Origin of the sequence: Shewanella marina JCM 15074, assembly GCF_000614975.1 — a bacterium.
GTDB classification, from domain to species: domain Bacteria; phylum Pseudomonadota; class Gammaproteobacteria; order Enterobacterales; family Shewanellaceae; genus Shewanella; species Shewanella marina.
Window position 1 is genome coordinate 84752 of the sequence record NZ_BALM01000004.1, and the last position, 23164, is coordinate 107915.

Below are 23164 nucleotides of genomic sequence, written 5' to 3' on the forward strand. Positions count from 1 at the left end.
GTTTTAAGTATTTGTATAAAGATTGGTAGAAGTATTGTTACTCAGGTATGAATTGAAAAAGCACTATCTTTATCTATTAGCATTTCTATACCATAGCGCTAAGATTTAAATTATTGTTCGTTAAGGAAGTTCATTGAAAGTATTGGTGACAGGATCTGCTGGACGAGTAGGTAGAGCGATTTATATTCATTTAATGAAGCATTATGACGTTGTGGGGTTTGATAAAACGCCATGTTCAACTGCTGATTTTGTAGGTGATATTGGTGATCAAACATTATTAGCTACAGCACTTGATGGGGTTGATGTCATTGTTCATACCGCTGCGTTGCATGCTCCGCATGTTGGTTTGTTTAGTGAGCAGGAGTTTCAACGAATTAATATAACTGCCACTGAAAATTTAGCCTTGCTGGGTGTAAAAATGGGGATTAAGCAGTTTGTATTTACCAGTACCACGGCTTTATACGGTTTTGCCTCAACACCTAATGATCAAGCCGGTTGGGTTAATGAGACTGTACTTCCTCAGCCAAAAACTATTTATCATCACAGCAAAATTGCTGCTGAACAGAAATTAAAACAAATTTCAGATTTATTTCATTTGCCCGTTTGTGTATTGCAGATGTCCCGTTGTTTTCCTGAGCCTGCCGATATGATGGCGGTGTATCGATTAACAAGAGGGATTGATGCGCGTGATGTTGCCAGTGCTCATCGCTGTGCTATTGAAAAACGACCAAGTGGATTTAATCGTTATATCATTTCTGCAAAAACACCGTTTACAGCTGAGAATTGCCAAGCTTTATTTGAAGATGCAAGCCTGCAATTGCATCAATATTGCCCTGAATTAGTAACTGATTTTGAACAACGAGGTTGGTCGCTACCAACCAAGCTTGATCGTGTTTATGACTCGTCATTGGCACAAGCCGAATTAGCATGGCAGCCAAGGTTTGGTTATAAAAGTGTATTACAATTATTAGATGATGAGATTGCGGAGGTGCTACCCGTTATCTAATTTTGTTGCAAATGATTTGTTATCACATAGGGCGTTTTTTATTTTTATGCTGATTAAGATAATAAACACTTTTTAATTTCTGTGCTAAATGGTGCTGTTTGTAAAATAAGTTATACCTGTGATTTCAAGCTGTTGTTTTTATTGATTGAAAAAAGCCCGAATAAAGATAAATATTTATTTAACTTGTGTAAATATGTATCAAGCATTAATTAGAGTGTCCTATACTGCATCTGTATAGTTAATACGGGACATTGTATGGATAATAAGCTTGGGTTAGGTGCGCTTACCGCACTTGTAATTGGCTCTATGATTGGCGCTGGTGTGTTTAGTTTACCGCAAAATATGGCCGCAGTTGCAGGCCCCGAAGCGGTAATGATCGGTTGGTGTATTACTGGTGTTGGGATGATCTTTTTAGCATTATCATTCCAATCGCTTTCTATTTTAAAACCAGAAATAAAAACCGGTATGTTTGGCTACGCTCAGTCAGGTTTTGGCGATTTTATTGGTTTTAATTCAGCATGGGGTTATTGGGTGAGTGCCATGCTGTCAAACGTAACTTATCTGGTTATCGTTTTCAGTACGTTAGGTATGTTCTTTGATTCTCCTGGCCATATCATTTTTGGTGAGGGCAATACTTGGGTCTCATTTGTCGGTTCTACATTAGTATTATGGTTAATGCATGCATTAGTGACTCGAGGCGTTAAAATTGCTGCCATTATCAATATGATTGCGACTATCGCAAAAATCATTCCCCTGTTACTGTTTTTGATTTTTACCATGTTAGCGTTTAAGTGGCATACCTTTACTTTCGATTTTTCTGGTCATAGCTTTGGTGCTAATAATGATCTGCTAACACAGGTAAAAAATACCATGTTAGTGACGGTATGGGTGTTTATCGGTGTCGAAGGTGCTGTTGTTGTTTCCGAACGGGCAAAATTACGAAGTGATGTGAGTCGTGCCACTATTCTAGGTTTATTAACGGCACTGTTTATTTATGTGTTTGTGACGTTATTATCGATGGGGGTGATGTCCACGCCTGAGATTGCAAAGTTACAAAACCCCTCTATGGCCGAAATTTTAGAACATATTGTCGGCCCTTGGGGCAGTATTATGATTGGTTGCGCACTGCTAGTTTCTGTTTGTGGTGCATTTTTAAGTTGGGTTGTATTGGCGATAGAAGCGCCATTTATTGCTGCTGAAAATAAAATATTCCCTAAAGCCTATGCCAAAGTAAATCGTTTTGGTACTCCGATTAAGCCATTAATCTTAACCAGTGTTTGTATTCAAGTTGCACTGGTTTTTGTATTTTTTGCAGGGAGTACTTATAACAGTCTAATCACCATTGTTTCTGAAATGATTTTGGTGCCTTACTTTTTAGTGGCGGTATACACCTTAAGATTAGCGATTGAGAGCAAAAATAGAGGTAAGTTATTAGCCATTGGTCTTGGTGCAACAGGCTATGGATTATGGTTACTCTATGCTTCTGGACTGAGTTATTTATTGCTTTCGAGTATTTTCTATCTACTCGGGTTGTACTTCTTTATTAAAGCCAAGCGTGAGCAAGGTTTGACTGTGTTTGTTGGTAAAGAAAAAATATACGTGAGTTGTTTGGTGGTATTAGCTGTTATTGCGGCTGTGATACAGGTGACGCATTTTATCGGTCATTAATCGACTAGTCTTACTTATATTGATAAAAAAGGCTCAATTGCTTATGCAGTTGAGCCTTTTTTATTACGCAAATCATATGCTAATTAAGGTAAAACACGCTTAAATGGTTTTACAATAACATGGGCATATACGCCAGCTGCAATATAGGGATCGGCATCAGCCCATGCTTGTGCGTCTGCTAATGAGTCAAATTCTGCAACAACCAGTGAGCCAGTAAAACCTGCACTGCCCGGATTATCACTGTCAATGGCAGGATGAGGGCCAGCGACAAGTAAACGGCCTGCATCGGCTAATGTTTGTAAACGCGCAAGATGGTCTGCTCGTACTGACATACGCTTTTCAAGACTATTTTCAACGTCTTGTGAAGAAATCATATACCACATTATTTCATTTCCTTACGTTTATCTTCGGGAATATGCTTAAACAAATAAACCACAGTTAATACTGTATTGATTAATGTCGCCGCAGTTAAACCAAATACCTTAAAGTTTACCCAAACATCTTCAGATAAGCTAAATGCCACGTAAATGTTGAGTAAGCCACAAGCAATAAAGAAGCTGACCCAATACCATGTGATTTTTGCCCATACATGATCAGCAACTTCAATCTCTTTGCCTAACATGCCTTTTAGTAGCGGCTTATTCATCAATTGACTGATACCAAGCACAATTGCAAATAGTGCATATACAACAGTCACTTTCCATTTGATGAATACATCATCGTGGAAAATGAGTGTTAATGAACCGAAAAACGCAACCATAACAAAGGTGATAATGTGGACTTTTTCGAGTTTTTTATAGATAAGGTAAGTCACAATCAGCTGTAGTGCAGTTGCTGCAATTAAAGCACCACTTGCAATATAGATGTCATAGAGCTTATAAACAGCAAAAAAGATAACGAGCGGTAAAAAATCTAACAGTTGTTTCATATATTAGATGACAAAAATAAATGATGCCGGAGTGTACCATGGAGTTTTTTAGTGGCAAAGAAATAGGGCTGAGAATATCAGCCCTAATCTGATTATTGTTGGCGACGTCTGATAAATAACATGCTCAATAACGTCAACCAAAGTGTTGCGCCGCCTGATGTTCTAGATTGTGGTTCAGGAGCACTGGTCACTTCAGGTTCTGGAGAGGTTACCGTGACGGAGATGGTGTCAGTTTTCGTATTGCTAGCGGATATATCATCTACAACCGTTAATTTGACTTCATAATCGCCCGCGCCAGCATAAGTATGCGCAAATGCTACGCTGTCTTGGGTGATATTATCGCCTAACTGCCATTGATATTGCACAATTGTGCCATCCTTATCTTGGCTGATATTAGCATCAAATTTGCAGGTCAACTCTTCACAACTTACGCTAAAGTCAGCTATTGGCTCAATATTCTGATTATTTTCAGGGGTAATGGTAATAAATTGACTGCGCACTGTGCCCCATTGGCCAGAGCTGTCTTGTGCTCGTATATAGATGCGATGCTGGCCTTCACCTAGATCTGCTAAATTGAATTCATATGAAGCTTGTTCCGTGTTTTGATCAAACTACCGTCACTGGGTGAGAGACTAATGGCTGCAGCATTATCATCCCAAGGCGATTGATTGATATATAGCGCGATTGCGCTAATGTTTTGTATTGTTTCTTCGCCATTTATATCGTTGAATAAGTTATCTGATGCTTGAATCGTAAGGGTTGCGGTTTGGTTAATCGCAATACTAAATCGTTGTTGGCCATTCAAATGTAATTCATCAATGTCTGGGCCCGAAGGGATGAGGTAGGGCGCTTCAATCGCCTTGGCTGCATAAACTAAAGCCGGTAAATTCTTCGGTAAAATCGTGTTTTGATAAACACTACAGCTTTGGAAAAACGCGGTGCCTAATTCAAAGGTAATATTAGGGATGCCAAGTTCACCGTAACTAATGTTATCGCTGGTGCCATCGGTGGGATAGAGTCCAACACTTTGCTGCGGATAATAATCGTTAAATTCAGCCAATTTTCGACCTAAAGTTTGTAATGCGTTGCCATTGGGCGCTGGTGTAGTTGTGCCGCCCCAAGGCCATAAAATAAGTTCGCTATAGGAATGTAAATCAATATGCATGCCTTGAGTATCGTCAGGTGCGGCATCGGTAATCAATGGTCCTCGATTGTCATCGAATATTTGTCTTAAATAGCTTTCTACCGCTTGAGTTTCAGGTTCTGACGCAGGCTCTGGGCCTCTATAAAGTTCATTACAAGGATTATCACTCGAACCGCCGGGCACATTTCCCCAGTTCCAGCTGAAATTGCGATTGAGATCGGCACCAATGTTATTACCTTGGCAATAATCACTATTAGCATTTTTACGCCAATAGAGCTGTTGCTCTGCTTGTTTACGACCATCTGGGTTCATATGCAATAAAATATGAATTTGATGGCGATCTAAAATCCATTGATAGTCGGCATTTGTTTGATATTGCTCTACCATTTGTTGTGCAAAGGCGAGCGCTAAGGGTGATGTGGTATATTCTCTGGCATGCATAGCTGCATGTATAAATAAAATGGGTTTGTCAGGATGTTGTTCGGCAGTTTGTTGATTCGTGAGCTTTAGGACCCATAAGTCATAACCGCCAATGCCTTTAGATTTTTGCCATGAATTGCCAATATCAACCATAGTCGCCAGTTGTGGGTAATTTTGCCTAAGTTGATGCGCCGCCGTGAATGTCTCTTCCACGGTAGGGTAACAAGGGTAGTTGCTTATACCTGATGTTTGTTGATTATCCTTTGCTGCTGGCAACTTTATCTTGGGTGCTGTTTGGCTTATATATTCAATTTGCTGACTGTGTAGGGATAGTCGTTGCTTTTCTGATGCTGACAATAAGACGAAATGACGTAAAAAGTCAGGTTCGCTTTTGATTAGCTGCCCATGCAGGCTGATAGCGGCTTTATTATACTGATGTTTATCACTAAATGTGACTTGATAGTATGAGCTTGATTCTGAAACTTGAGCAAATGAGCTGCAAGATATGACGAGTAGGGGCAGTATGGTTAAAGACAATTTCATCATAGTTCCTCAATGATAATTGCCGCCGTAAATGTTTCTACTAATGATATATCTTAACTATTTACGACACCTTGCGGCGTAATGTTATTTTAAATTGTTGCTACAACTTACCGCCTTAAGCTAATAAATAAAAGGGCAATGTTAGATTCACATTGCCCTTGTTCAACTCTATCTATTAGCTTAGGGTTATTTTTGGGTTGCAGCCTTCATTTTTAAGGTGAAGTCAGCTAAATAAGTCTGCATGACTTGCGGGTTTTGGTAATTATTAGCAATGATTTTTACAACCGCAGAACCAGAAATGGCACCTGCCGCACCAGCAGCAATGGCTGCTTGTACTTGCGCAGGTTCGGCAATACCGAAGCCAAGTAATGGCGGGGCGGCATTAAGCTTTGCTAACTGAGCAACAATCGTTTCAATTGGCATACCCGCTGCTGATTCTGTGCCTGTTACACCAGCTCGTGATAATAAGTAGGTATAACCTTGTCCCATATTACTGACTTTAGTTAATGTTTCAGTATCTGCATTCGGTGGTGCAATAAATATTGGTGCAACATTATATTTTTTAGCTGCGGCGACAAAATCATCTGCAAACTCTACTGGAACATCTGCAATCAATACTGAATCGACACCCGCTGCTTGAGCTTGGCTATAAAAATGTTCAATGCCGCCACAATAAACAAGGTTAGCGTATAGCAGTAAACCAATCGGTAAGTCAGGGTATTTTGCTCGTATTTGCTTAATCATATTGAAGCAATCAGCTGAAGTTGTACCAGCAGCTAAAGCACGAATATTGGCCGCTTGAATGACAGGACCATCGGCTAATGGATCAGAGAATGGAAACCCTAACTCTAATGCATCGGCGCCGTTTTCAACTAACGTATCAATAATTTGTAATGATTGCTCAATACCCGGATCGCCTAGGGTAACAAAAGGAACAAAGGCACCTTGATTACGTTGTGATAGTTGATCAAATAACGCTGAATAACGATTAGTCATGGCCGTTCTCCTTGCCTTCAAGAATATCTGAAACAGTAAAAATGTCTTTGTCACCACGGCCTGAAAGGTTGACCACTAAGATGGTTTCTTTGGTCGCTTGTTTTGCAAGTTTTAGTGTATATGCCAGTGCGTGTGCAGACTCTAATGCGGGAATAATACCTTCACTTTTCGCCAGTAATTGGAACGCTGCTAATGCTTCATCATCGGTTGCTGACTCATAAGTTGCACGGCCTGTTGCATGTAAATGCGCATGTTGCGGACCAACCGATGGAAAATCAAGCCCTGCAGAGATTGAATAAGATTCTTCAATTTGGCCATGCTCATCTTGCATTAATGGTGCTTTCATACCAAAGAAAATACCGGTTTTACCATGATGTAGCGGGGCACCATGCAGTGCTGTATCTAAGCCTTTACCTGCTGGCTCAACACCAATTAACTGTACTTCTTTTTCATCGATAAAATCAGCAAACATACCAATCGCATTGGAGCCTCCGCCAACACATGCAATCACCGCATCGGGTAAACGGCCTTCGCGTTCAAGGATCTGTTTTTTGGTTTCTTCGCCAATCATCTTTTGGAATTCTCGAACAATCGTCGGGAATGGATGTGGACCCGCTGCAGTACCTAATAAATAGTGGGCTGAGTCATAGCGAGCAGACCAGTCTCGCATCGCTTCATTACACGCATCTTTTAGGGTTTGAGAGCCCGATGTGACCGAGATTACTTCAGCCCCCATTAGACGCATTCTAAATACGTTTGGTGATTGGCGTGCGACATCTTTTGCGCCCATGTACACTTTGCAGTTTAAGCCTAATAGTGCACAAGCTAATGCAGTTGCTACGCCATGTTGGCCTGCACCAGTCTCAGCAATAATATCTTTTTTACCCATGCGTTTAGCCAGCAATGCTTGGCCAAGTACTTGGTTAGTTTTATGGGCGCCACCGTGTAATAGATCTTCACGCTTTAAGTAAATTTTTACCAATGGATTAGGGCTTAGATTACGGGTCAAGGTTAATGCTGTTGGGCGACCAGCGTAATTTTTTAATAGATCGGTAAACTCTTGTTGAAAGTCTGGATCCTGCTGCGCATCAATAAAAGCTTGCTCAAGTTCTTTCAACGCTGGCATTAAAATCTGTGGCACATACATGCCGCCATATTCGCCAAAGTAAGGGTTAAGTTGTGTCATGGCTAAATTCCTTGTTATTTTCGTTATATTCTAATATTTGAGAATGCTGCGTTAATCAATTGGCTATCTTTAATTGCAGGACTCGATTCAAGCCCTGAGTTAAAATCGAGCCCTGCAAACCCTTGTTGGCTTGCTTGCTCGGCATTGCTTGGATCTAAACCGCCGGCCAACATAGCTTGTTGTTTTTGTGGTAATGCGATTTGCCAATCAAAGCGTGTACCGGTACCGCCAAATTGCCCTGCATGTTTGCTGTCATAAACCAGTGTGTCGATCTGCTGTGGGATCGTTAATGCTTGTTGCGCATTGTCGGTACTTACAGCAATGGCTTTCCATATTTGACAGCTAACGCCTGCTTGAGCTAATTGTTGCTTTAGGCGATCAATATACTGTTGGTCTTCTTGACCATGTAGCTGCACAGCAAATAGCTTGAGCTGCACGGCTATTTCAAGTAGCAGTTCAATATCGTGATTGACAAATACACCAATCCAATTCAATGGTCGCTGTTGTTGTTGTTGAATGGCTTGAGCTTGTTGCAGGGTCACATAGCGCGGTGATTTTTCGGCAAAAATAAGTCCACCAAATAATGCGCCTGCATTAATAATGGCCGCTGCATCCTGTTGGCGAGTAATGCCACACACTTTATTGCGGCCAAAGATGAGTTCACGGCAAGCAAGATCGATATTCGCTTGTGCCATTAAGGAACTCCCTACTAAAAAGCCATCCACTAGCGGTGCTAAGCGGCGAATATCTTGATGTTGATAAATACCTGATTCACTAATAATAATACGATCGCTAGGTATGCTTGCTGCTAGTTGCTCTGTGGTCGCTAAATCCGTGGATAGATCGCGTAAGTTACGATTATTAATCCCGATAATTTGGGCGTTAAGCGCTAGCGCACGCGATAATTCTTGTGGATTGCTCACTTCAGTGAGGATATCGAGTTGATATTGCTCGGCATGTTTTGCCAGTGCTTTATATTCATGATCCTCAAGCACAGACAGCATCAACAAAATCGCATCAGCGCCATGGTGCGCGGCTAAATCGATTTGGTAGCTATCAATAAAGAAGTCTTTACACAGCACGGGTACATTAGTGACAGACTTTACTTGAGTGATATAGCTGAAGTCGCCTTGGAAAAATGCTTCATCAGTTAATACCGAAATAGCGGCGGCATAATGCTGATAACAGGCTGCAATTTCAATAGGATTGAAATCTTCACGGATCAATCCTTTCGATGGACTGGCTTTTTTGCATTCTAGAATATAACTCGATTTTGGTGCTGCCAGCGCGTTTCGCAAACTGAGTTGTGACACTTGTGGTGTCAACTCATGACCGAATCGTTGTTTTAATATCTGTACATGCTCAAGCTTACTACGCACAATTTTCCCTAAAATATTGTGTTCAATATCGGTCATCATGATGCAGCTTCCTCTGTTTGCGTCGCTTGAGCTAAACGTTGCATTAATTGGTAGGCTTTGCCTGAATCCAGCACTTGTAATGCTAATTGGGTGGCACTCTTTAAGTCAGGGCTAATGCCTGACAGATAGAGCGCTGCGGCGGCATTAATGGCAACTGCATCTCGCTGCGGCGCAGTGCTTTGACCTTGTAAGATAGCCTGACTAATAATGGCGTTGTCAGCAGGAGTACCCCCTTTAAGCTTTTCAATTTCAGCTTGTGCAACCCCAAAATCGCTTGGATTAAGCTGATAACAGTTAATTTCAGTGTGATTTAATTCGGCAACGCTTGTATGACCATGCAGTGCTATTTCATCTAAACCGGAACCATGTACTACCATTGCCCGTTTGATACCCAGTCCTTGTAGTACCTGTGCTATTGGTAATACGAGTGCTTCGTCATACACACCAAGTAACATAAAGTCTGGGCGAGCAGGGTTAATTAACGGTCCAAGAATATTAAATAGGGTGCGCGTTTTTAGCGCTTGTCTTACTGGGACTGCATGTTTAACACCGCTGTGATAGTGCGGCGCAAATAAAAAACATAAGCCTAATTGGTCAAGACACTCACTTGCATGTTCCGGCGTTGGTGTTAAACCTATACCACATTGCGCTAATAAATCTGACGAGCCTGATTGACTTGAAACGCTTCTATTGCCATGTTTTGCCACTTTGGCACCTGCGGCAGCGGCAACAAAGCTGGCGGTGGTTGAAATATTGATGGTATTAAAGCCATCTCCACCTGTACCAACAATATCAACAATACCTTGCTCAGCTGTGACTGATGATTTTGGAAAATGTTTGGCATTATCTCTTAAAGCATCTGCTGCACCGCAGATCTCTTCGATGGTTTCACCACGGAGTTTTAATGCAATAAGTAGGGCACTAATGGTGACATCTTGCATATTACCCGCAATTAATTGTTCAAATAATTGCTTACTTTGCTCGCGGCTAAGTGAATGGCCTTGGTAAATTTTTTCTAATAGTTGTTGTACCATTACGCAGCTCCCTGATTGTGTTTCGTTAAGTAGTGGACCGTTTGTGTCAACAGTTGACTACCTTTGGTGGTTAAGATTGATTCAGGATGAAATTGAAAACCGATCACCTTATCTTGTGCATGCATGATTGCCATTGGCATCTCTTCAGTCGTCGCAATCACATCTAAGGCATCAGGCATTTGCGTTGCCACTAAAGAATGGTAACGGGCGACCGGCAGTGGTGAGGGTAATCCGTTAAAAATACCTTGGCCGTTATGGAATGTTGGACTCGCTTTACCATGCACAATAGATGGTGCTGAACTGACAATACCGCCATAGTGTTCGATTAACGCTTGATGGCCTAAACAGATCCCCAGCATAGGTACTTTACCGATTAGCAGCTTAATCAGCTCCGGCATACAACCCGCTTGTGAAGGTGCGCCGGGGCCAGGTGAAAGCACCAATAAACAAGGTTCAGATTCTGCCAGTAAACGGCTGGCGATATAATCAGCAGATAAAGTATTGCGATAAATGATTACCTCAAAACCTAAGCAGCGGAATTGGTCAACCAAGTTGTAGGTAAATGAATCTATATTGTCTAATAAATAGAGTTTCATAGACCGCCTCCTAATTTAATGGCGTTAATGACTGCTTGTGCTTTTTGTCTGGTTTCATCTGCTTCACTTTGCGGATCTGAATCGAATACGACACCTGCGCCAGCTTGAATATGAGCAACACCGTTTTTGACATAGGCACTTCTGATCACGATACATGTATCCATATCGCCTTGAGCATTGATATAGCCGACTGCGCCGCCATAGCTGCCACGTCGTTGTTGTTCGACTTGTCGAATCAGTTCAGCCGCTTTAATTTTTGGTGCGCCAACTAATGTGCCCATATTCATACACGCTTGGTAGGCATGTAAGGCGTCTAAATCTTGGCGAAGTTGACCCGTTACACGGCTGACGAGATGCATAACGTGAGAATAACGGTCTACTTTAAGTAACTCTGCCACTTGGCGGCTACCACTTTGGCTAATACGGGCAATATCATTACGTGCTAAATCAACCAGCATTAGGTGTTCCGCCAGTTCTTTGCTATCTAAACGTAATTCAACCTCAATACGGCTATCTAGGTCATTATCAATGCTGCCATCGGCGTGCTTACCGCGTGGGCGAGTTCCCGCAATGGGATACACTTCGACTTGATTAGTCTCTGCTTCATATTTAAGTGCGCTCTCCGGTGAGGCACCAAATAAAGTAAAGTCAGGGCCATTAACATAGAAAAGATACGGACTTGGATTAGTGAGCTTTAATGCGCGGTAAGCATTAAGTGGGTTAGGACAACTAATGCTGAAAGTTCGAGAGGGGACAACTTGGAAAATGTCGCCAGCATATATGTGCTGTTTTAATTGTATGACAGTATTAACAAAATCAGCATCACTAATATTGACGTGTGCTTCTTCTGTTACCGTCTGCAAAGATGGCGTTGCCAGTTGTGCTTGAGCTTGTTGGCTAAGTTGTTCTACACGTTGTTTAAGTTGTTGTTCAGTTTGCTGACGTTGATCGAATTGTTGACTGACGATTTGAGCTTGCTGCTGCTGGTGGTCAATAAGAATAAGTGTTTCAGCTAAATAGAAGAGATAATCAGGACAATCGTTTACCCCTGTAGCAACTTCAGGCAGTTTTTCTGCTGTAGCAATAAGATCGTATGACAGCACGCCTGCCATAAATAAATCTGCAAATTCAGCCGGGGTATTAATTGAAATTTGTTGCAGTAATACACGTAAGCCATCTAATGGTGAAATGGCTTTTAAGCGGCTGTCCTCGTCTAACTGGTGTGAATCACTTTGTAGAGTAACGGTGAGGGTTGCTGCTTCAATTTGACAGTCGTGTTGTTTGAAATAAGTCGAAATGGGTTCTAATAAACTGGCGCCATTTTCAGTCAATGCCGTAAAACAAAGGGTAGAAGCTTGGCAGCTGATCATCATTGCTGCGTCTGTCATGACAATGCTTTTTAAGTGATCTTTAGATTCAATTTCAGCAGACTCAAGTAATAGGCTATGAGGCTTATTTTGGGTCAGGTGCTGAAATAAACTTAATGGATCTTTATGGTAACAAATCGGCGTTGTTTTCGTATTTACCTGAGCAATAGTGGCATTCATATTGGGCCACCTTGATTATTTTGCACTTTGTTCATTTTGGTCTCTCTTTCCATTTTGCCGATTTTGAGCGTGCAGTTTAGATACAAAAAAGCCCGCATCATGCGGGCTTTTTTGTTAAATCTATTGTTTCAAGGAACAATAGCGTTTACACCACCCGCGAGTTTGGGAAGTGCCACCACCAGTTAATGTTGTTGTAAACGCTAAGTATATTCATTGAATGCTAATCTTTTGTTATTGATGGGTACATATAAAGCATTACTCTGTGATTTTTGTCAATTGATTATTTATATTTATTTGGCGGATGCCTAAATTAATCTCTGAACTTAATTTAAAACTGGCGTAGAATAGCGCTATGAATACAGAAAGTTTATTGATAGATCTACACTGCCATACAACCGCATCAGATGGCCATTTATCGCCAACTGAAGTGGTTGCCAGAGCCATTACTAATGGCGTTCATATGTTGGCGATAACAGATCATGATACCTTAGCTGGTCTAGATGATGCACACCAATATAATCAACAACATGAAACTCCTTTGAGCCTCGTTGACGGTGTTGAAATATCAACATGTTGGAATCACTTTGATATCCATATTGTGGCATTAAAAATAGATCGACATTTTAAACCTTTACAGGACTTTTTGAATCAACAACGGCAGTTACGAGAACTGCGAGCACAAGAGATTGGTGAACGACTCGCAAAAGCGGGTATTGAAGGTGCTTATGCGGGTGCAAAAAGCATTGCAGGTGATGCGGCATTAAGCGTGGTCATTATGCGCGTTGGTTAGTTGAACAAGGCTATGCCACCACCTCGGCTAACGTGTTTAAGCGTTATTTAGCCAAAGGTAAAACAGGCTATGTCCCGAATAATTGGCATGATATGGCAACAGCCATTAAAATGATTCATCAAGCGGGTGGTATTGCGGTATTAGCGCATCCCAGTGGCTATAAATTATCAGCTAAATGGGTCAAAAAGTTAGTGCGAGAATTTAAAGAAGCGGGTGGCGATGCGTTAGAAGTGGTATTAGGACAACAAAGTATTGATGACCGCGCTTTACTCGTATCGTTATCGCATCAACATCAACTATTTGCTTCTTTAGGGAGTGACTTTCATTTCCCCGGTAGTTGGATTGATTTAGGTAAAAATATGTTTCAGCCTCAACATGTTAATTGGGTCTGGCAATCACAAAAATGGATGGAATCTTAAATGAGTCAGTTTTTTTATATGCATGAAGAGAACCCGCAAAAACGACTAGTGTCGCAAGCGGTCAGTGTGCTTAAAAGTGGTGGAGTAGTGGTGTATCCAACTGACTCTGGATACGCATTAGGCTGTGCAATTGGTGATAAGGATGCGATGACTCGGATTGCGCGTATTCGTCAAATTGAGTCAGATCATAACTTTTCACTCATGTGCAGAGATTTATCTGAATTATCAACCTATGCCAAGGTAGATAATCAAGCATTTAGATTATTAAAGCATTGTACACCAGGCCCTTATACCTTCATTTTTAAAGCGACTAAAGAAGTACCGCGCCGTTTACAAAATGAGAAGAAAAAGACCATTGGTATTCGACTTCCTGACAATATTATTGCCCGTGCTTTATTGGAAGAACTTGATGAACCTATGATGTCGACCAGTTTGATTATGCCAGGTGAAGATTTTACAGAATCAGATCCAGAACATATTCGTGACATTTTGGAGCGCCAAGTCGATTTAATCATTCATGGTGGTTATTTAGGCGAGAAGCAACAACAGTGATCGATATGTCTGATGGTGACGTTGAAATTATTCGTGAAGGTGCGGGTGATATTACCCCGTTTGAATAATCGTCTATGTCATCAGAGTTAACTGAAGGGGCTAGTTCGGCCAATTCTGAGGTTCAATTGCCACTGGCAATGATCCGTGGCGAGCCTTTTACCGAGCTTCCCCTTGATCTGTTTATTCCGCCAGAGGCGCTCGAGGTTTTTCTTGAGGCATTTGAAGGGCCTCTAGATCTACTTTTATACCTTATCCGTCGTCAGAAGATGGATGTTGTTGATTTACCGATTAATCAAATTACTCATCAATACCTGCAATATATTGATTTGTTGCAGGGCGCAAAGGTGGAGCTTGCAGCTGATTATTTGGTGATGGCGGCAACCTTAGCAGAGATAAAATCACGCCTCCTTTTACCTAAGCTCATCATTGAAACTGATGAAGAGGTTGACCCTCGTGCTGAGTTAATTAGGCAATTACAAGCTTATGAAGTCATCAAAAATGCCTCGTTTGAGCTAGATACTCTCCCGCGGATGGAACGTGATCACTTTCAAGCAAAAGTGGCAGTTTCTGGCTCGATAAAACCTGTGGTAACGCCACCAGATGTTTCTTTGTTTGAATTAGCTAGAGCGTTTTCAGATGTATTAAAGCGCATAGAAGTTAATGTGAATCATCAAGTTAAACGTGAAGTTCTGTCTACTCGTGAGCGTATGACTCAAATTTTAGCCATGTTAAATAGTGAAACTTTCACACCATTTATTGAGTTATTTACTGTTGAAGAAGGTCGTAGTGGTGTTGTGGTGAGTTTTCTCGCATTAATGGAACTGGTAAAAGAAAGGCTAGTAGAGCTAGTGCAAACTGAACCTTTAGCGCCGATTTATGTAAGGGCATTTTAATTGACCGATTTTAGTCAAAAACAACTCGAACAATTAATTGAAGCGTGTCTTTTTGTGGTTGCAAAACCCATGACTATCAAGGCATTGCAAGAGACTGCATTAGTTAATTTAAACGTATCAAATGCTGCGGTGAAAGCCGCATTAGAAAGTTACAGTTACATTACCATGAACGTGGTGTGCAGTTAGTTAAAGTGGCTGGTGGTTATCGCTTTCAGTCATTAACCTCGTTGAGTCCTTATTTGCAATTTTTATGGCAAGAAAAGGCGCCTAAATATTCTCGTGCAACCCTTGAAACGCTAGCAGTTATTGCTTATCAGCAGCCGGTATCACGTGGTGATATTGAACAAGTACGTGGCGTTGCAGTGAGCAGCCAAATTATAAAATCATTGCAAGATCGTGGTTGGATTAAAGTTGTTGGTCATAGAGAGGTGCCTGGCCGGCCAGCGTTGTATGCAACCACAGCCGATTTTTTAGCTTATTTTGGACTTGAAAGTATTACCCAATTGCCGCCATTGTCAGATCCTAAATCTGTCGAAGTGCTACTTGGTGGTATTCAGAGTTCTAATGATGAATAACTGATTACGCCTGTATTGGTCATAAATTCTGCTATGTTTTTAGTAGGGTCTTTTCAATACAGGCGATATGATTATGCTGCGTTGGCTTTGTTTAGTGTTTTTGTTTTGTCTAACATTATCAGTTAACGCGCATGCAAAACCCTCCTCGAAAGTGCTTGAGCAACAAATCCAACAGTTGACTGAGCATATGCAACACTACATCAATCAATTACCCAGTACTAAAGGCGAGTTACGCGTCTTAACTGAATACCGCATCAACCAAAAAAACAGTCAAATAAGAAATCTGATTAAACAGCTAATGCATCATGTTGAGCCTAAAAATGCTAAATTAATTAACTTAGTTAATTTACAGATTGGTTATGTGCAACAATCCATATTGGTGGTGAAGTTCGATATTGAAAATCTTCAGCGTCAGCTAGGAACGAAGAACGATTATCAAATTATGATATTCATCGCGAAACGTTCACAGCAACTCGGCAGATATTTACAGCAACAACAGCAAAATATAAGTTGGTTACAACAACTGTCATTACCAAGCGAGCCATTAACTAAAGAAATATTAAAACAGCTAACTGATCGTGCAGATAGCCAATCAAGCTTATTACTGTTTACGCAATCACAATTGAAATCAGCTACTTCGGCGTTAAGACTCGCGGGTAAACATGCGACAAAAACAGAGACACAACGGGTACTTGAGTTACAAAACTTATTGACTATTGCAAGTGCTAATTTGGTGCAAACAATTGAGCAATTAGATTCATTTAAACAAAATACCGATGCGTTTAAACAAGTGTTATTTAAAGTCTCTGGTGATATTGCTAACGATGGTTTGAATTTCAAAATAGCCCAAAGCTTGGTTGAACAATGGCTAGTGGTGATGAATAAACAGATTGTATTACACGGTCCTACTTATCTATTTAAGTTTTTTATTTTCATCAGCATTATCTTGATTTCACTGTTATTAGCTAATGTTGGTAAACGGATTATCCGTACTGCGGTAGTGCATTCTAGCTTGAATCTAAGTCATCTTTTACAAGATTTTTGTGTGTCGTTATCGAGTAAAATTATCATTTGTATCGGTATACTCATTGCCATTTCTCAGCTAGGCGTGGAAATTGGACCCTTACTGGCTGGATTTAGTATTGCCGGTATCGTGATTGGTTTTGCGCTTAAAGATACCTTATCTAATTTTGCTTCAGGTATGATGATTTTAATCTATCGCCCCTATGATGTTGGTGACTTAATTACTGCTGCTGGGGTAACGGGGAAAGTGAGCCATATGAGCTTGGTATCAACGATTATTAAAACGACCGATAATCAACGACTTATTATTCCCAATAACAAAATCTGGCGCGATACCATAAATAATATTACGGTTGAGTTTCAACGTCGTGTCGATATGGAGTTTGGTATTGGCTATGGTGATGATATTGAGCTGGCTGAAAAATTACTGACTGATATTGTGACTTCGCACCCTAAGGTATTAAAAGAGCCTGAGGTTATGATCAAATTACACAATTTAGGCGATTCATCGGTCGATTTTATTGTACGTCCTTGGGTGAAGCCTGAAGATTATTGGGATGTATATTGGGATATTACCAAAGAAGTGAAATTACGCTTCGACCGTGAAGGTATTAGCATTCCTTTCCCGCAACGAGATGTGCATATTTATCCTGCTGCAGAGTGATTCATCGTTATGGAAGTTGTGCTTGTATTAGGCAATTGAATAAATAGCTCATAAACAATGAGGTAATTTAGCGATGATCTGGTATTATGCGCGGTAATAAGTTTTAGATTATGTATGTGACTGCATACATAATGACCTACCTAAATTTTCTTACAAGACTAAGTTATTGTAACTAAGTTGTTTTTATATAAAGAGTCTACTAATGAGTGAAAAATTGCAGAAAGTCTTGGCCCGTGCAGGCCATGGCTCCCGTCGTGAGATGGAGGCATGGATTGCTGCAGGCCGAGTTAGTATTGACGGTGAAATTGCCAAGTTAGGTGACAGAATTGCGGCAGACGCTAAAGTGCGTTTGGATGGCCGTTCTGTTTCATTAAAATCTGCTGAAGATATCGTTTGTCGTGTGATTGCTTATCATAAGCCTGAAGGCGAGATTTGTAGTCGTAAAGATCCAGAAGGTCGTCCAACAGTTTTTGATCGTTTGCCTAAAGTGCGTGATGCTCGCTGGGTTGCTGTTGGTCGTTTAGATATTAACACTTCAGGTTTATTACTGTTTACCTCTGACGGTGAACTTGCTAACCGTTTGATGCATCCATCAAATGAAGTTGAGCGTGAATATGCGGTACGTACTTTTGGTGAAGTAACCGAAACTGCAGTACAACGTTTACGTTCTGGTGTGGTGTTAGAAGATGGCCCTGCGCAATTTGACCACATTAAATCTGCTGGTGGTGAAGGTATCAACCAGTGGTGGCATGTTGGTTTGAAAGAGGGACGTAACCGCGAAGTTCGTCGCTTATGGGAATCTCAAGAGATCCAAGTAAGTCGTCTAATCCGTATTCGTTACGGCATGATTGAGTTACCTAAATCATTACCACGTGGTGGTTGGATTGAGTTACCAATTGAACAGGTTAACTATCTACGCCAACTTGCAGGTTTAGAGGCTGAAACTCGTAGTATGTTAGGTACTGATAAACACAGCGTTGCACGTGCCAAAGTGCGTAGTGCTAAAATCCGCCGTGCAGTACGTAAGCATAAAACGACTGGTGGCAGTCAAAAGCCTGGCCGTCAACGCAGCTAAACAATATGTTTATGATTTTAAAGGCCGCTTTTTAGCGGCCTTTTTGTTTTTAAATATTGGGAATTGGTATAACTAGCTAATGCAGAAGTGAATCAGATGGGTATAATGTTGAAAAGATAATGTTAATAATAAACAAGAAGATCACATGTTACCTTTGCTGACCCACCAACATAATTTACCGCAAGTTTATTTAGATTACTTACACGCGTTAGAGCAAACTGATTTTAGTGGCGATATAGACAGCAGCTATAAAGCAAGATTAGTTCAGGCGACTGATAATTCTGTATATCAGTTTTTACCTCAGAGTGTGTTGTTTCCTCGATCTACTGCGGACATTCAAATCGCACTTGCGTTAGCTGATGAACCAGAATTTTCTGATATCACCTTTAGCGCTCGTGGTGGTGGTACTGGTACAAATGGGCAATCTTTAACGAATGGTTTGGTGATGGACTTATCTCGATATATGACCAATATTATTGAGATTAATCCTGATGAATGCTGGGTCAGAGTCGAGGCGGGTGTTGTTAAAGATGCGCTTAATGACGCTCTACGTGAACATGGTTTTTTCTTTAGCCCCGATTTATCTACATCGAATCGAGCAACGATTGGTGGCATGATTAATACTGATGCATCAGGAGCAGGTTCTTTAGTTTACGGCAAAACATCCGATCATGTATTAACTCTGACCAGTGTATTAATTGATGGCAGTGTGTTGAGAACTGAAACAATTTCTAAATCTCAAGCATTAGATATGCCTACCACAAACCTAGCAGATATTATCACCCAGCAAGTTGCTCATATGTGTCTAGAGCAGCGCTCATTAATTGAAGCTCAATTTCCGCCATTAAATCGATTTTTAACTGGCTATGATTTAAAGCATGTGTGGAATGATGAACTGAGTCAGTTTAATTTAGCTCGCATGTTAACAGGATCTGAAGGCACATTAGCAATCATATCCGAAGCAAAATTAAATATTACGCCAATTCCTAAATATCGCACTTTAATTAATATCAAATATGATTCATTTGAATCTGCATTACGTCACGCACCGTCGTTGGTGGAAGCTAAAGCAACTGTAGTTGAAACGATTGATTCAAAAGTACTTAACTTAGCTAAACAAGATATTATTTGGCACTCCGTTGCACCATTAATTGAAGATGTCGAAAATGCAACCATTGATGGTTTAAATATGGTTGAATTTGCAGGTGAACAAGTTAATGAGCGACAAAAAATTGAGTTATTGCAACAAAAATTAGATCAACAAATTGCCAATGGTGAGTTTGGTGTGCTGGGTTATCAGGTCACTGATGAGTTGGCGAGTATTAATCGAATTTATGCGATGCGTAAAAAAGCCGTTGGCTTGTTAGGTGCAACTAAAGGGCAACGTAAACCCATTGCTTTTGCTGAGGATACAGCAGTACCGCCAGAAAAGTTGGCTGACTTTATTATGGAGTTTAGGGCATTACTGGATTCCCATCAGTTGCAATATGGCATGTTTGGCCATGTTGATGCTGGCGTATTACATGTTAGGCCTGCATTAGATATGTGCGATCCTAATGATGAGCAATTATTAAAAACGGTTTCAGATCAAGTGGCTCAACTCACGCTTAAGTATGGCGGCCTAATGTGGGGGGAACACGGTAAAGGAGTTCGTGGCGAATATGGTCCAGCAGTATTTGGCGAACAACTATTTGCTACGCTCGGCAAAATTAAAGCCTTATTTGATCCGCAAAATAAGCTTAACCCTGGCAAGCTAGTAACGCCTAATAACCTGACGCCATTAGCGTTTAATGTGGATTCAATTAAACGTGGCTATTATGACCGCCAAATTCCGGTGATGGTTAGAGAGCAATTTCCTGATGTAATGAATTGCAATGGTAATGGCTTATGTTTTAATTACAGCCACTTATCTCCAATGTGTCCCTCTTTTAAAGTCAGTGGTGATCGTACACACTCACCGAAAGGTCGTGCAGGCTTAATGCGCGAATGGCTACGGTTATTGTCGGAAAAAGGGATAGATGTTGAACAGTTAGTTAATGAGAAATCTAGCGGTCTATTGCAGCGTTTAAAGAATAGCTATAGTCAGGATTATGATTTTTCACATGAAGTCATGCAGTCAATGCAAGGGTGTTTGGCCTGTAAGGCCTGTTCTGGGCAATGTCCTGTTAAGGTTGATGTCCCTAAGTTTAGAGCTGATTTTTATCATATCTATTATAAACGTTATCAAAGACCAATTAAGGATTATCTTGTTGCAGGCGTTGAAGATAGTGTAACGATAATGGCCAAAGCTCCTAAAGTTGCCAATGCATTGACTCAAAATAAATTAAGTCAGTGGCTCATAAAGAAATCAATTGGTTATGTTGATACACCTGCACTGAGTGTTCCTACGTTAAGGCAACGCTTAGATAGTCATCCTTGTTTGGGCTACGATTTAGCGTCGATAATGCAAATTTCGGCTCAAGAGCGCGATCAACATGTGATTATTATTCAGGATCCATTTAATAGTTTTTATGATGCCGAGTTAATATTTCATTTTGTAGAATTAATTGAATTGTTGGGTTTTAAACCTATTTTATTACCATTTAAACCCAATGGTAAGCCTGCTCATATCAAGGGATTTTTGGATAAGTTTGCTAAAACAGCACAGTCTAGTGCAGATTTATTTAATCAGCTTGCTGCAACTGAGATACCTATGGTTGGCATCGACTGCTATCGTGCTGTGTTATCGCGATGAATATCAGCATGTACTGCAGCAACAGCGGGGTGATTTTGAGGTTTTATTAGTTAATGAGTGGTTATTGTCGGTTAAAGATAAACTTCCTCAAAGAACATTATCAACCAGTCAATCTTATGTGTGGTTTAGTCATTGCACTGAGTCAGCTAATAAACCTTCTACAGCCGCAGAATGGCAACAGATATTTAAGCGATTTGGTATACAACTTGATAGTGTCAATGTTGGGTGTTGTGGCATGGCTGGTACTTATGGTCATGAGGCCGTTAATCTTGATAATTCAAAAAATTTATATGCTATGTCTTGGCAACAAGCACTTGATCAATATGCACAAGCGCAAGTTCTTATTTCGGGATATTCATGTCGTAGTCAAGTTAAGCGATTATCTAAGTTTAGAGCTAAACACCCACTAGAAGCTATTTTAGACTTAATTAAAAGGGGTTGATATGGATTCTATTTCACCGAAAAAACTACTCGAACAGCTTAAAACTGGCCTAACTGAAGTCGATACTGCATTGTTTTATATTGATTCCCAAGGTCGTTGGTTTTATCAAAATGAGGTATTACCAACAAAGTTCGCTCAGTTATTTTGGGAAGTGCTTCAATATAAGAATGATGAGTATCGCTTAAAGACGGCTAAAGAAGATATTGACGTTATCGTGACGACGTATCCTATTATGATTATCGACTATCAACGATTAGAGGATGGCTCTTTTGAGTTATTTTCAAGTATTGATACACGGCATAGAGCAACTGATTTTAAGATTGATGATGAAGTCATTTATTTTAATATTGAGCGGCAAATGCGCGCTGGCTTAACCCGTGCTTGTTACTACCATTTTGTTGAGGAAGTGTTATTAAATGATGAGCGGGCCTGTTAATATTTATCGTGATCACTAGTTAATTTCCTGTTAGGTGTTACTATTAGGTAAGGCCAGTTTGTATACAGGAGGTGTGGCTTGGAAAGAGATAATAGTCTAGGTTATTTGATTTCTCATTTAAATGTAGCGCTGCAAAGTGAATTGGATGCACGTCTGAAGCGCTATCAATTGGATATTAAGTTATGGCCAGTTTTGTTTGCTTTATGGCAAGAAGAGGGTATTACGCAAACAGAATTATCTAAGCGCTGTGATGTTGCAAATTACACCATGACTCGCTTACTCGATCAGTTACAGCAATTAGATTTTATTCATAGGCATCAAGAAGCTGATAATCGCCGTGCTTTTCAGATTTTTCTAACCGATAATGCTAAAGCGTTAGAGCAAGATGTTATCAGAGAAGCTGAGCGGGTTAATCAGAAATGGTTATGTGTACTGAGTAGTGAAGAAGCAAATCAGTTGATCCATTTATTGCATAAAGTTAATCGATTAGAGCCATAGTTAAAATGATAAGTAAACAGTCGTTTACTTATCATTGTTTTAACTAAGGTGTGTTGTTTTTTATAAGAGACTAAAGTGCAAAAACAAGTAATAGTGAAGTTATGACAGTACCGGCTATGGCACTGGATTGTAAATGACGTAGACTTAACCCTAAGAAATGATCATTTTTACTTTGTTTAAGACTGATAATATGTTGGTTTTGTAGATAAATACGGCAAACTAATGTTTCAGTACTTGGATCAGTGATCAATTGCAGTTTACAACTACTCCCTTCTGATAGTTGAATTAGATGTTCACTATATCCTTTGAAATTACGTTTCTGTGAAACTTTTTGACCATTAATAAAAATACATTCCAGCCCATTCCATCGACTTGTTTTGCATTCGAGCAGATCTTGATTTAAAGCATATTTAAAATTGATCATTTAGTCTTCCTGACTTTCGCCCATCGGTAAACTAATTCAAGCAGATAATATGTTAGTTTGCCAGACAACAAATCAATAAATAATTTTTTGAAAAAAGAGCTAATATTATACGGAAAGCTAATTATTACTGAACTACACTCAATAATTAGCTTT

17 protein-coding genes, 4 pseudogenes and 1 other annotated feature are annotated in these 23164 nt (G+C 40.3%); of the genes and pseudogenes, 11 read left to right on the forward strand and 10 right to left on the reverse strand.

Annotated features, from left to right (window positions below):
• Positions 1-133: 133 nt before the first annotated feature.
• The gene (locus JCM15074_RS04805; RefSeq protein ID WP_025820193.1) at positions 134-1006 is read left to right on the forward strand and encodes an NAD-dependent epimerase/dehydratase family protein; all 873 of its coding nucleotides are present in this window, start codon (positions 134-136) and stop codon (positions 1004-1006) included.
• A gap of 255 nt (positions 1007-1261) precedes the next feature.
• A complete protein-coding gene (locus JCM15074_RS04810) occupies positions 1262-2674 on the forward strand; it encodes a basic amino acid/polyamine antiporter (RefSeq protein WP_025820194.1) in 1413 nt (470 codons plus the stop codon).
• Between the two features lie 83 nt (positions 2675-2757).
• Here the strand turns inward: JCM15074_RS04810 and JCM15074_RS04815 are convergent, their stop codons facing one another.
• From JCM15074_RS04815 to JCM15074_RS04855, 10 genes are all read right to left on the reverse strand, one after another.
• A complete protein-coding gene (locus JCM15074_RS04815; protein ID WP_025820195.1) occupies positions 2758-3057 on the reverse strand; it encodes a YciI family protein in 300 nt (99 codons plus the stop codon).
• Entirely contained in the window at positions 3057-3602 is a 546-nt protein-coding gene (locus JCM15074_RS04820; RefSeq protein WP_025820197.1) for a septation protein A, read from the reverse strand. Before JCM15074_RS04820 ends, JCM15074_RS04815 begins: the two co-directional genes overlap by 1 nt.
• Positions 3603-3694: 92 nt before the next feature.
• Positions 3695-4102: a PKD domain-containing protein gene (locus JCM15074_RS23435; protein WP_051536818.1), complete on the reverse strand. Its 408-nt coding sequence runs from the start codon at positions 4100-4102 to the stop codon at positions 3695-3697.
• Between the two features lie 68 nt (positions 4103-4170).
• A complete protein-coding gene (locus tag JCM15074_RS20955; protein ID WP_084266957.1) occupies positions 4171-5712 on the reverse strand; it encodes a M14 family zinc carboxypeptidase in 1542 nt (513 codons plus the stop codon).
• A 183-nt stretch (positions 5713-5895) separates the two neighbouring features.
• Positions 5896-6705, reverse strand: coding sequence for a tryptophan synthase subunit alpha (gene trpA, locus JCM15074_RS04830; protein WP_025820199.1), 810 nt, complete (start codon positions 6703-6705; stop codon positions 5896-5898).
• Positions 6698-7891, reverse strand: coding sequence for a tryptophan synthase subunit beta (gene trpB, locus JCM15074_RS04835; RefSeq protein ID WP_025820200.1), 1194 nt, complete (start codon positions 7889-7891; stop codon positions 6698-6700). The genes trpA and trpB overlap by 8 nt, the downstream gene beginning before the upstream one ends.
• 23 nt (positions 7892-7914) lie before the next feature.
• Positions 7915-9309 (reverse strand): bifunctional indole-3-glycerol-phosphate synthase TrpC/phosphoribosylanthranilate isomerase TrpF, encoded by a 1395-nt coding sequence (trpCF, locus tag JCM15074_RS04840; RefSeq protein ID WP_025820201.1) that lies wholly within the window; start codon positions 9307-9309, stop codon positions 7915-7917.
• Positions 9306-10343: an anthranilate phosphoribosyltransferase gene (gene trpD / locus JCM15074_RS04845; RefSeq protein WP_025820203.1), complete on the reverse strand. Its 1038-nt coding sequence runs from the start codon at positions 10341-10343 to the stop codon at positions 9306-9308. Before trpD ends, trpCF begins: the two co-directional genes overlap by 4 nt.
• Positions 10343-10939 carry an aminodeoxychorismate/anthranilate synthase component II gene (locus JCM15074_RS04850; protein ID WP_025820205.1) on the reverse strand — a complete coding sequence of 199 codons (597 nt, stop codon included), beginning with the start codon at positions 10937-10939 and terminating at the stop codon, positions 10343-10345. The genes trpD and JCM15074_RS04850 overlap by 1 nt, the downstream gene beginning before the upstream one ends.
• Positions 10936-12486, reverse strand: a complete 1551-nt coding sequence (locus JCM15074_RS04855) for an anthranilate synthase component 1 (RefSeq protein WP_025820206.1) — start codon at positions 12484-12486, stop codon at positions 10936-10938. Before JCM15074_RS04855 ends, JCM15074_RS04850 begins: the two co-directional genes overlap by 4 nt.
• Before the next feature lie 82 nt (positions 12487-12568).
• Positions 12569-12673: a sequence feature (Trp leader region), on the reverse strand.
• Positions 12674-12838: 165 nt separating this feature from the next.
• Here JCM15074_RS04855 and rnm point away from each other — a divergent pair.
• The 9 genes and pseudogenes from rnm to JCM15074_RS04900 all read left to right on the forward strand — a co-directional run bounded on the left by rnm (position 12839) and on the right by JCM15074_RS04900 (position 22587).
• Positions 12839-13695: pseudogene (rnm, locus tag JCM15074_RS20960) on the forward strand (RNase RNM).
• A pseudogene (locus tag JCM15074_RS20965) lies at positions 13696-14315 on the forward strand (L-threonylcarbamoyladenylate synthase).
• A 6-nt stretch (positions 14316-14321) separates the two neighbouring features.
• Positions 14322-15140 carry a segregation and condensation protein A gene (locus JCM15074_RS04870; protein WP_025820207.1) on the forward strand — a complete coding sequence of 273 codons (819 nt, stop codon included), beginning with the start codon at positions 14322-14324 and terminating at the stop codon, positions 15138-15140.
• A pseudogene (scpB, locus tag JCM15074_RS20970) lies at positions 15141-15715 on the forward strand (SMC-Scp complex subunit ScpB).
• 73 nt (positions 15716-15788) lie between these two features.
• Positions 15789-17402 carry a mechanosensitive ion channel family protein gene (locus JCM15074_RS04880; protein ID WP_025820208.1) on the forward strand — a complete coding sequence of 538 codons (1614 nt, stop codon included), beginning with the start codon at positions 15789-15791 and terminating at the stop codon, positions 17400-17402.
• 202 nt (positions 17403-17604) lie between these two features.
• Positions 17605-18477 (forward strand): 23S rRNA pseudouridine(2605) synthase RluB, encoded by an 873-nt coding sequence (gene rluB, locus JCM15074_RS04885; protein WP_025820209.1) that lies wholly within the window; start codon positions 17605-17607, stop codon positions 18475-18477.
• Positions 18478-18622: 145 nt separating this feature from the next.
• Positions 18623-21653, forward strand: a pseudogene (gene ydiJ, locus JCM15074_RS20975) (D-2-hydroxyglutarate dehydrogenase YdiJ).
• Between the two features lies 1 nt (position 21654).
• Positions 21655-22089: a DUF1285 domain-containing protein gene (locus JCM15074_RS04895; RefSeq protein WP_025820210.1), complete on the forward strand. Its 435-nt coding sequence runs from the start codon at positions 21655-21657 to the stop codon at positions 22087-22089.
• Positions 22090-22167: 78 nt separating this feature from the next.
• Positions 22168-22587, forward strand: a complete 420-nt coding sequence (locus tag JCM15074_RS04900) for a MarR family winged helix-turn-helix transcriptional regulator (RefSeq protein ID WP_025820212.1) — start codon at positions 22168-22170, stop codon at positions 22585-22587.
• Positions 22588-23164 lie beyond the last annotated feature (577 nt).

Coding starts and splice junctions, on each gene's coding strand:
- JCM15074_RS04810 (WP_025820194.1), top strand. CDS start 1,262: ATGGATAATAAGCTTGGGTTAGGTGCGCTTACCGCACTTGTAATTGGC.
- JCM15074_RS04815 (WP_025820195.1), bottom strand. CDS start 3,057: ATGTGGTATATGATTTCTTCACAAGACGTTGAAAATAGTCTTGAAAAG.
- JCM15074_RS04820 (WP_025820197.1), bottom strand. CDS start 3,602: ATGAAACAACTGTTAGATTTTTTACCGCTCGTTATCTTTTTTGCTGTT.
- JCM15074_RS20955 (WP_084266957.1), bottom strand. CDS start 5,712: ATGATGAAATTGTCTTTAACCATACTGCCCCTACTCGTCATATCTTGC.
- trpA (WP_025820199.1), bottom strand. CDS start 6,705: ATGACTAATCGTTATTCAGCGTTATTTGATCAACTATCACAACGTAAT.
- trpB (WP_025820200.1), bottom strand. CDS start 7,891: ATGACACAACTTAACCCTTACTTTGGCGAATATGGCGGCATGTATGTG.
- trpCF (WP_025820201.1), bottom strand. CDS start 9,309: ATGATGACCGATATTGAACACAATATTTTAGGGAAAATTGTGCGTAGT.
- trpD (WP_025820203.1), bottom strand. CDS start 10,343: ATGGTACAACAACTATTAGAAAAAATTTACCAAGGCCATTCACTTAGC.
- JCM15074_RS04850 (WP_025820205.1), bottom strand. CDS start 10,939: ATGAAACTCTATTTATTAGACAATATAGATTCATTTACCTACAACTTG.
- JCM15074_RS04855 (WP_025820206.1), bottom strand. CDS start 12,486: ATGAATGCCACTATTGCTCAGGTAAATACGAAAACAACGCCGATTTGT.
- JCM15074_RS04870 (WP_025820207.1), top strand. CDS start 14,322: ATGTCATCAGAGTTAACTGAAGGGGCTAGTTCGGCCAATTCTGAGGTT.
- JCM15074_RS04880 (WP_025820208.1), top strand. CDS start 15,789: ATGCTGCGTTGGCTTTGTTTAGTGTTTTTGTTTTGTCTAACATTATCA.
- rluB (WP_025820209.1), top strand. CDS start 17,605: ATGAGTGAAAAATTGCAGAAAGTCTTGGCCCGTGCAGGCCATGGCTCC.
- JCM15074_RS04895 (WP_025820210.1), top strand. CDS start 21,655: ATGGATTCTATTTCACCGAAAAAACTACTCGAACAGCTTAAAACTGGC.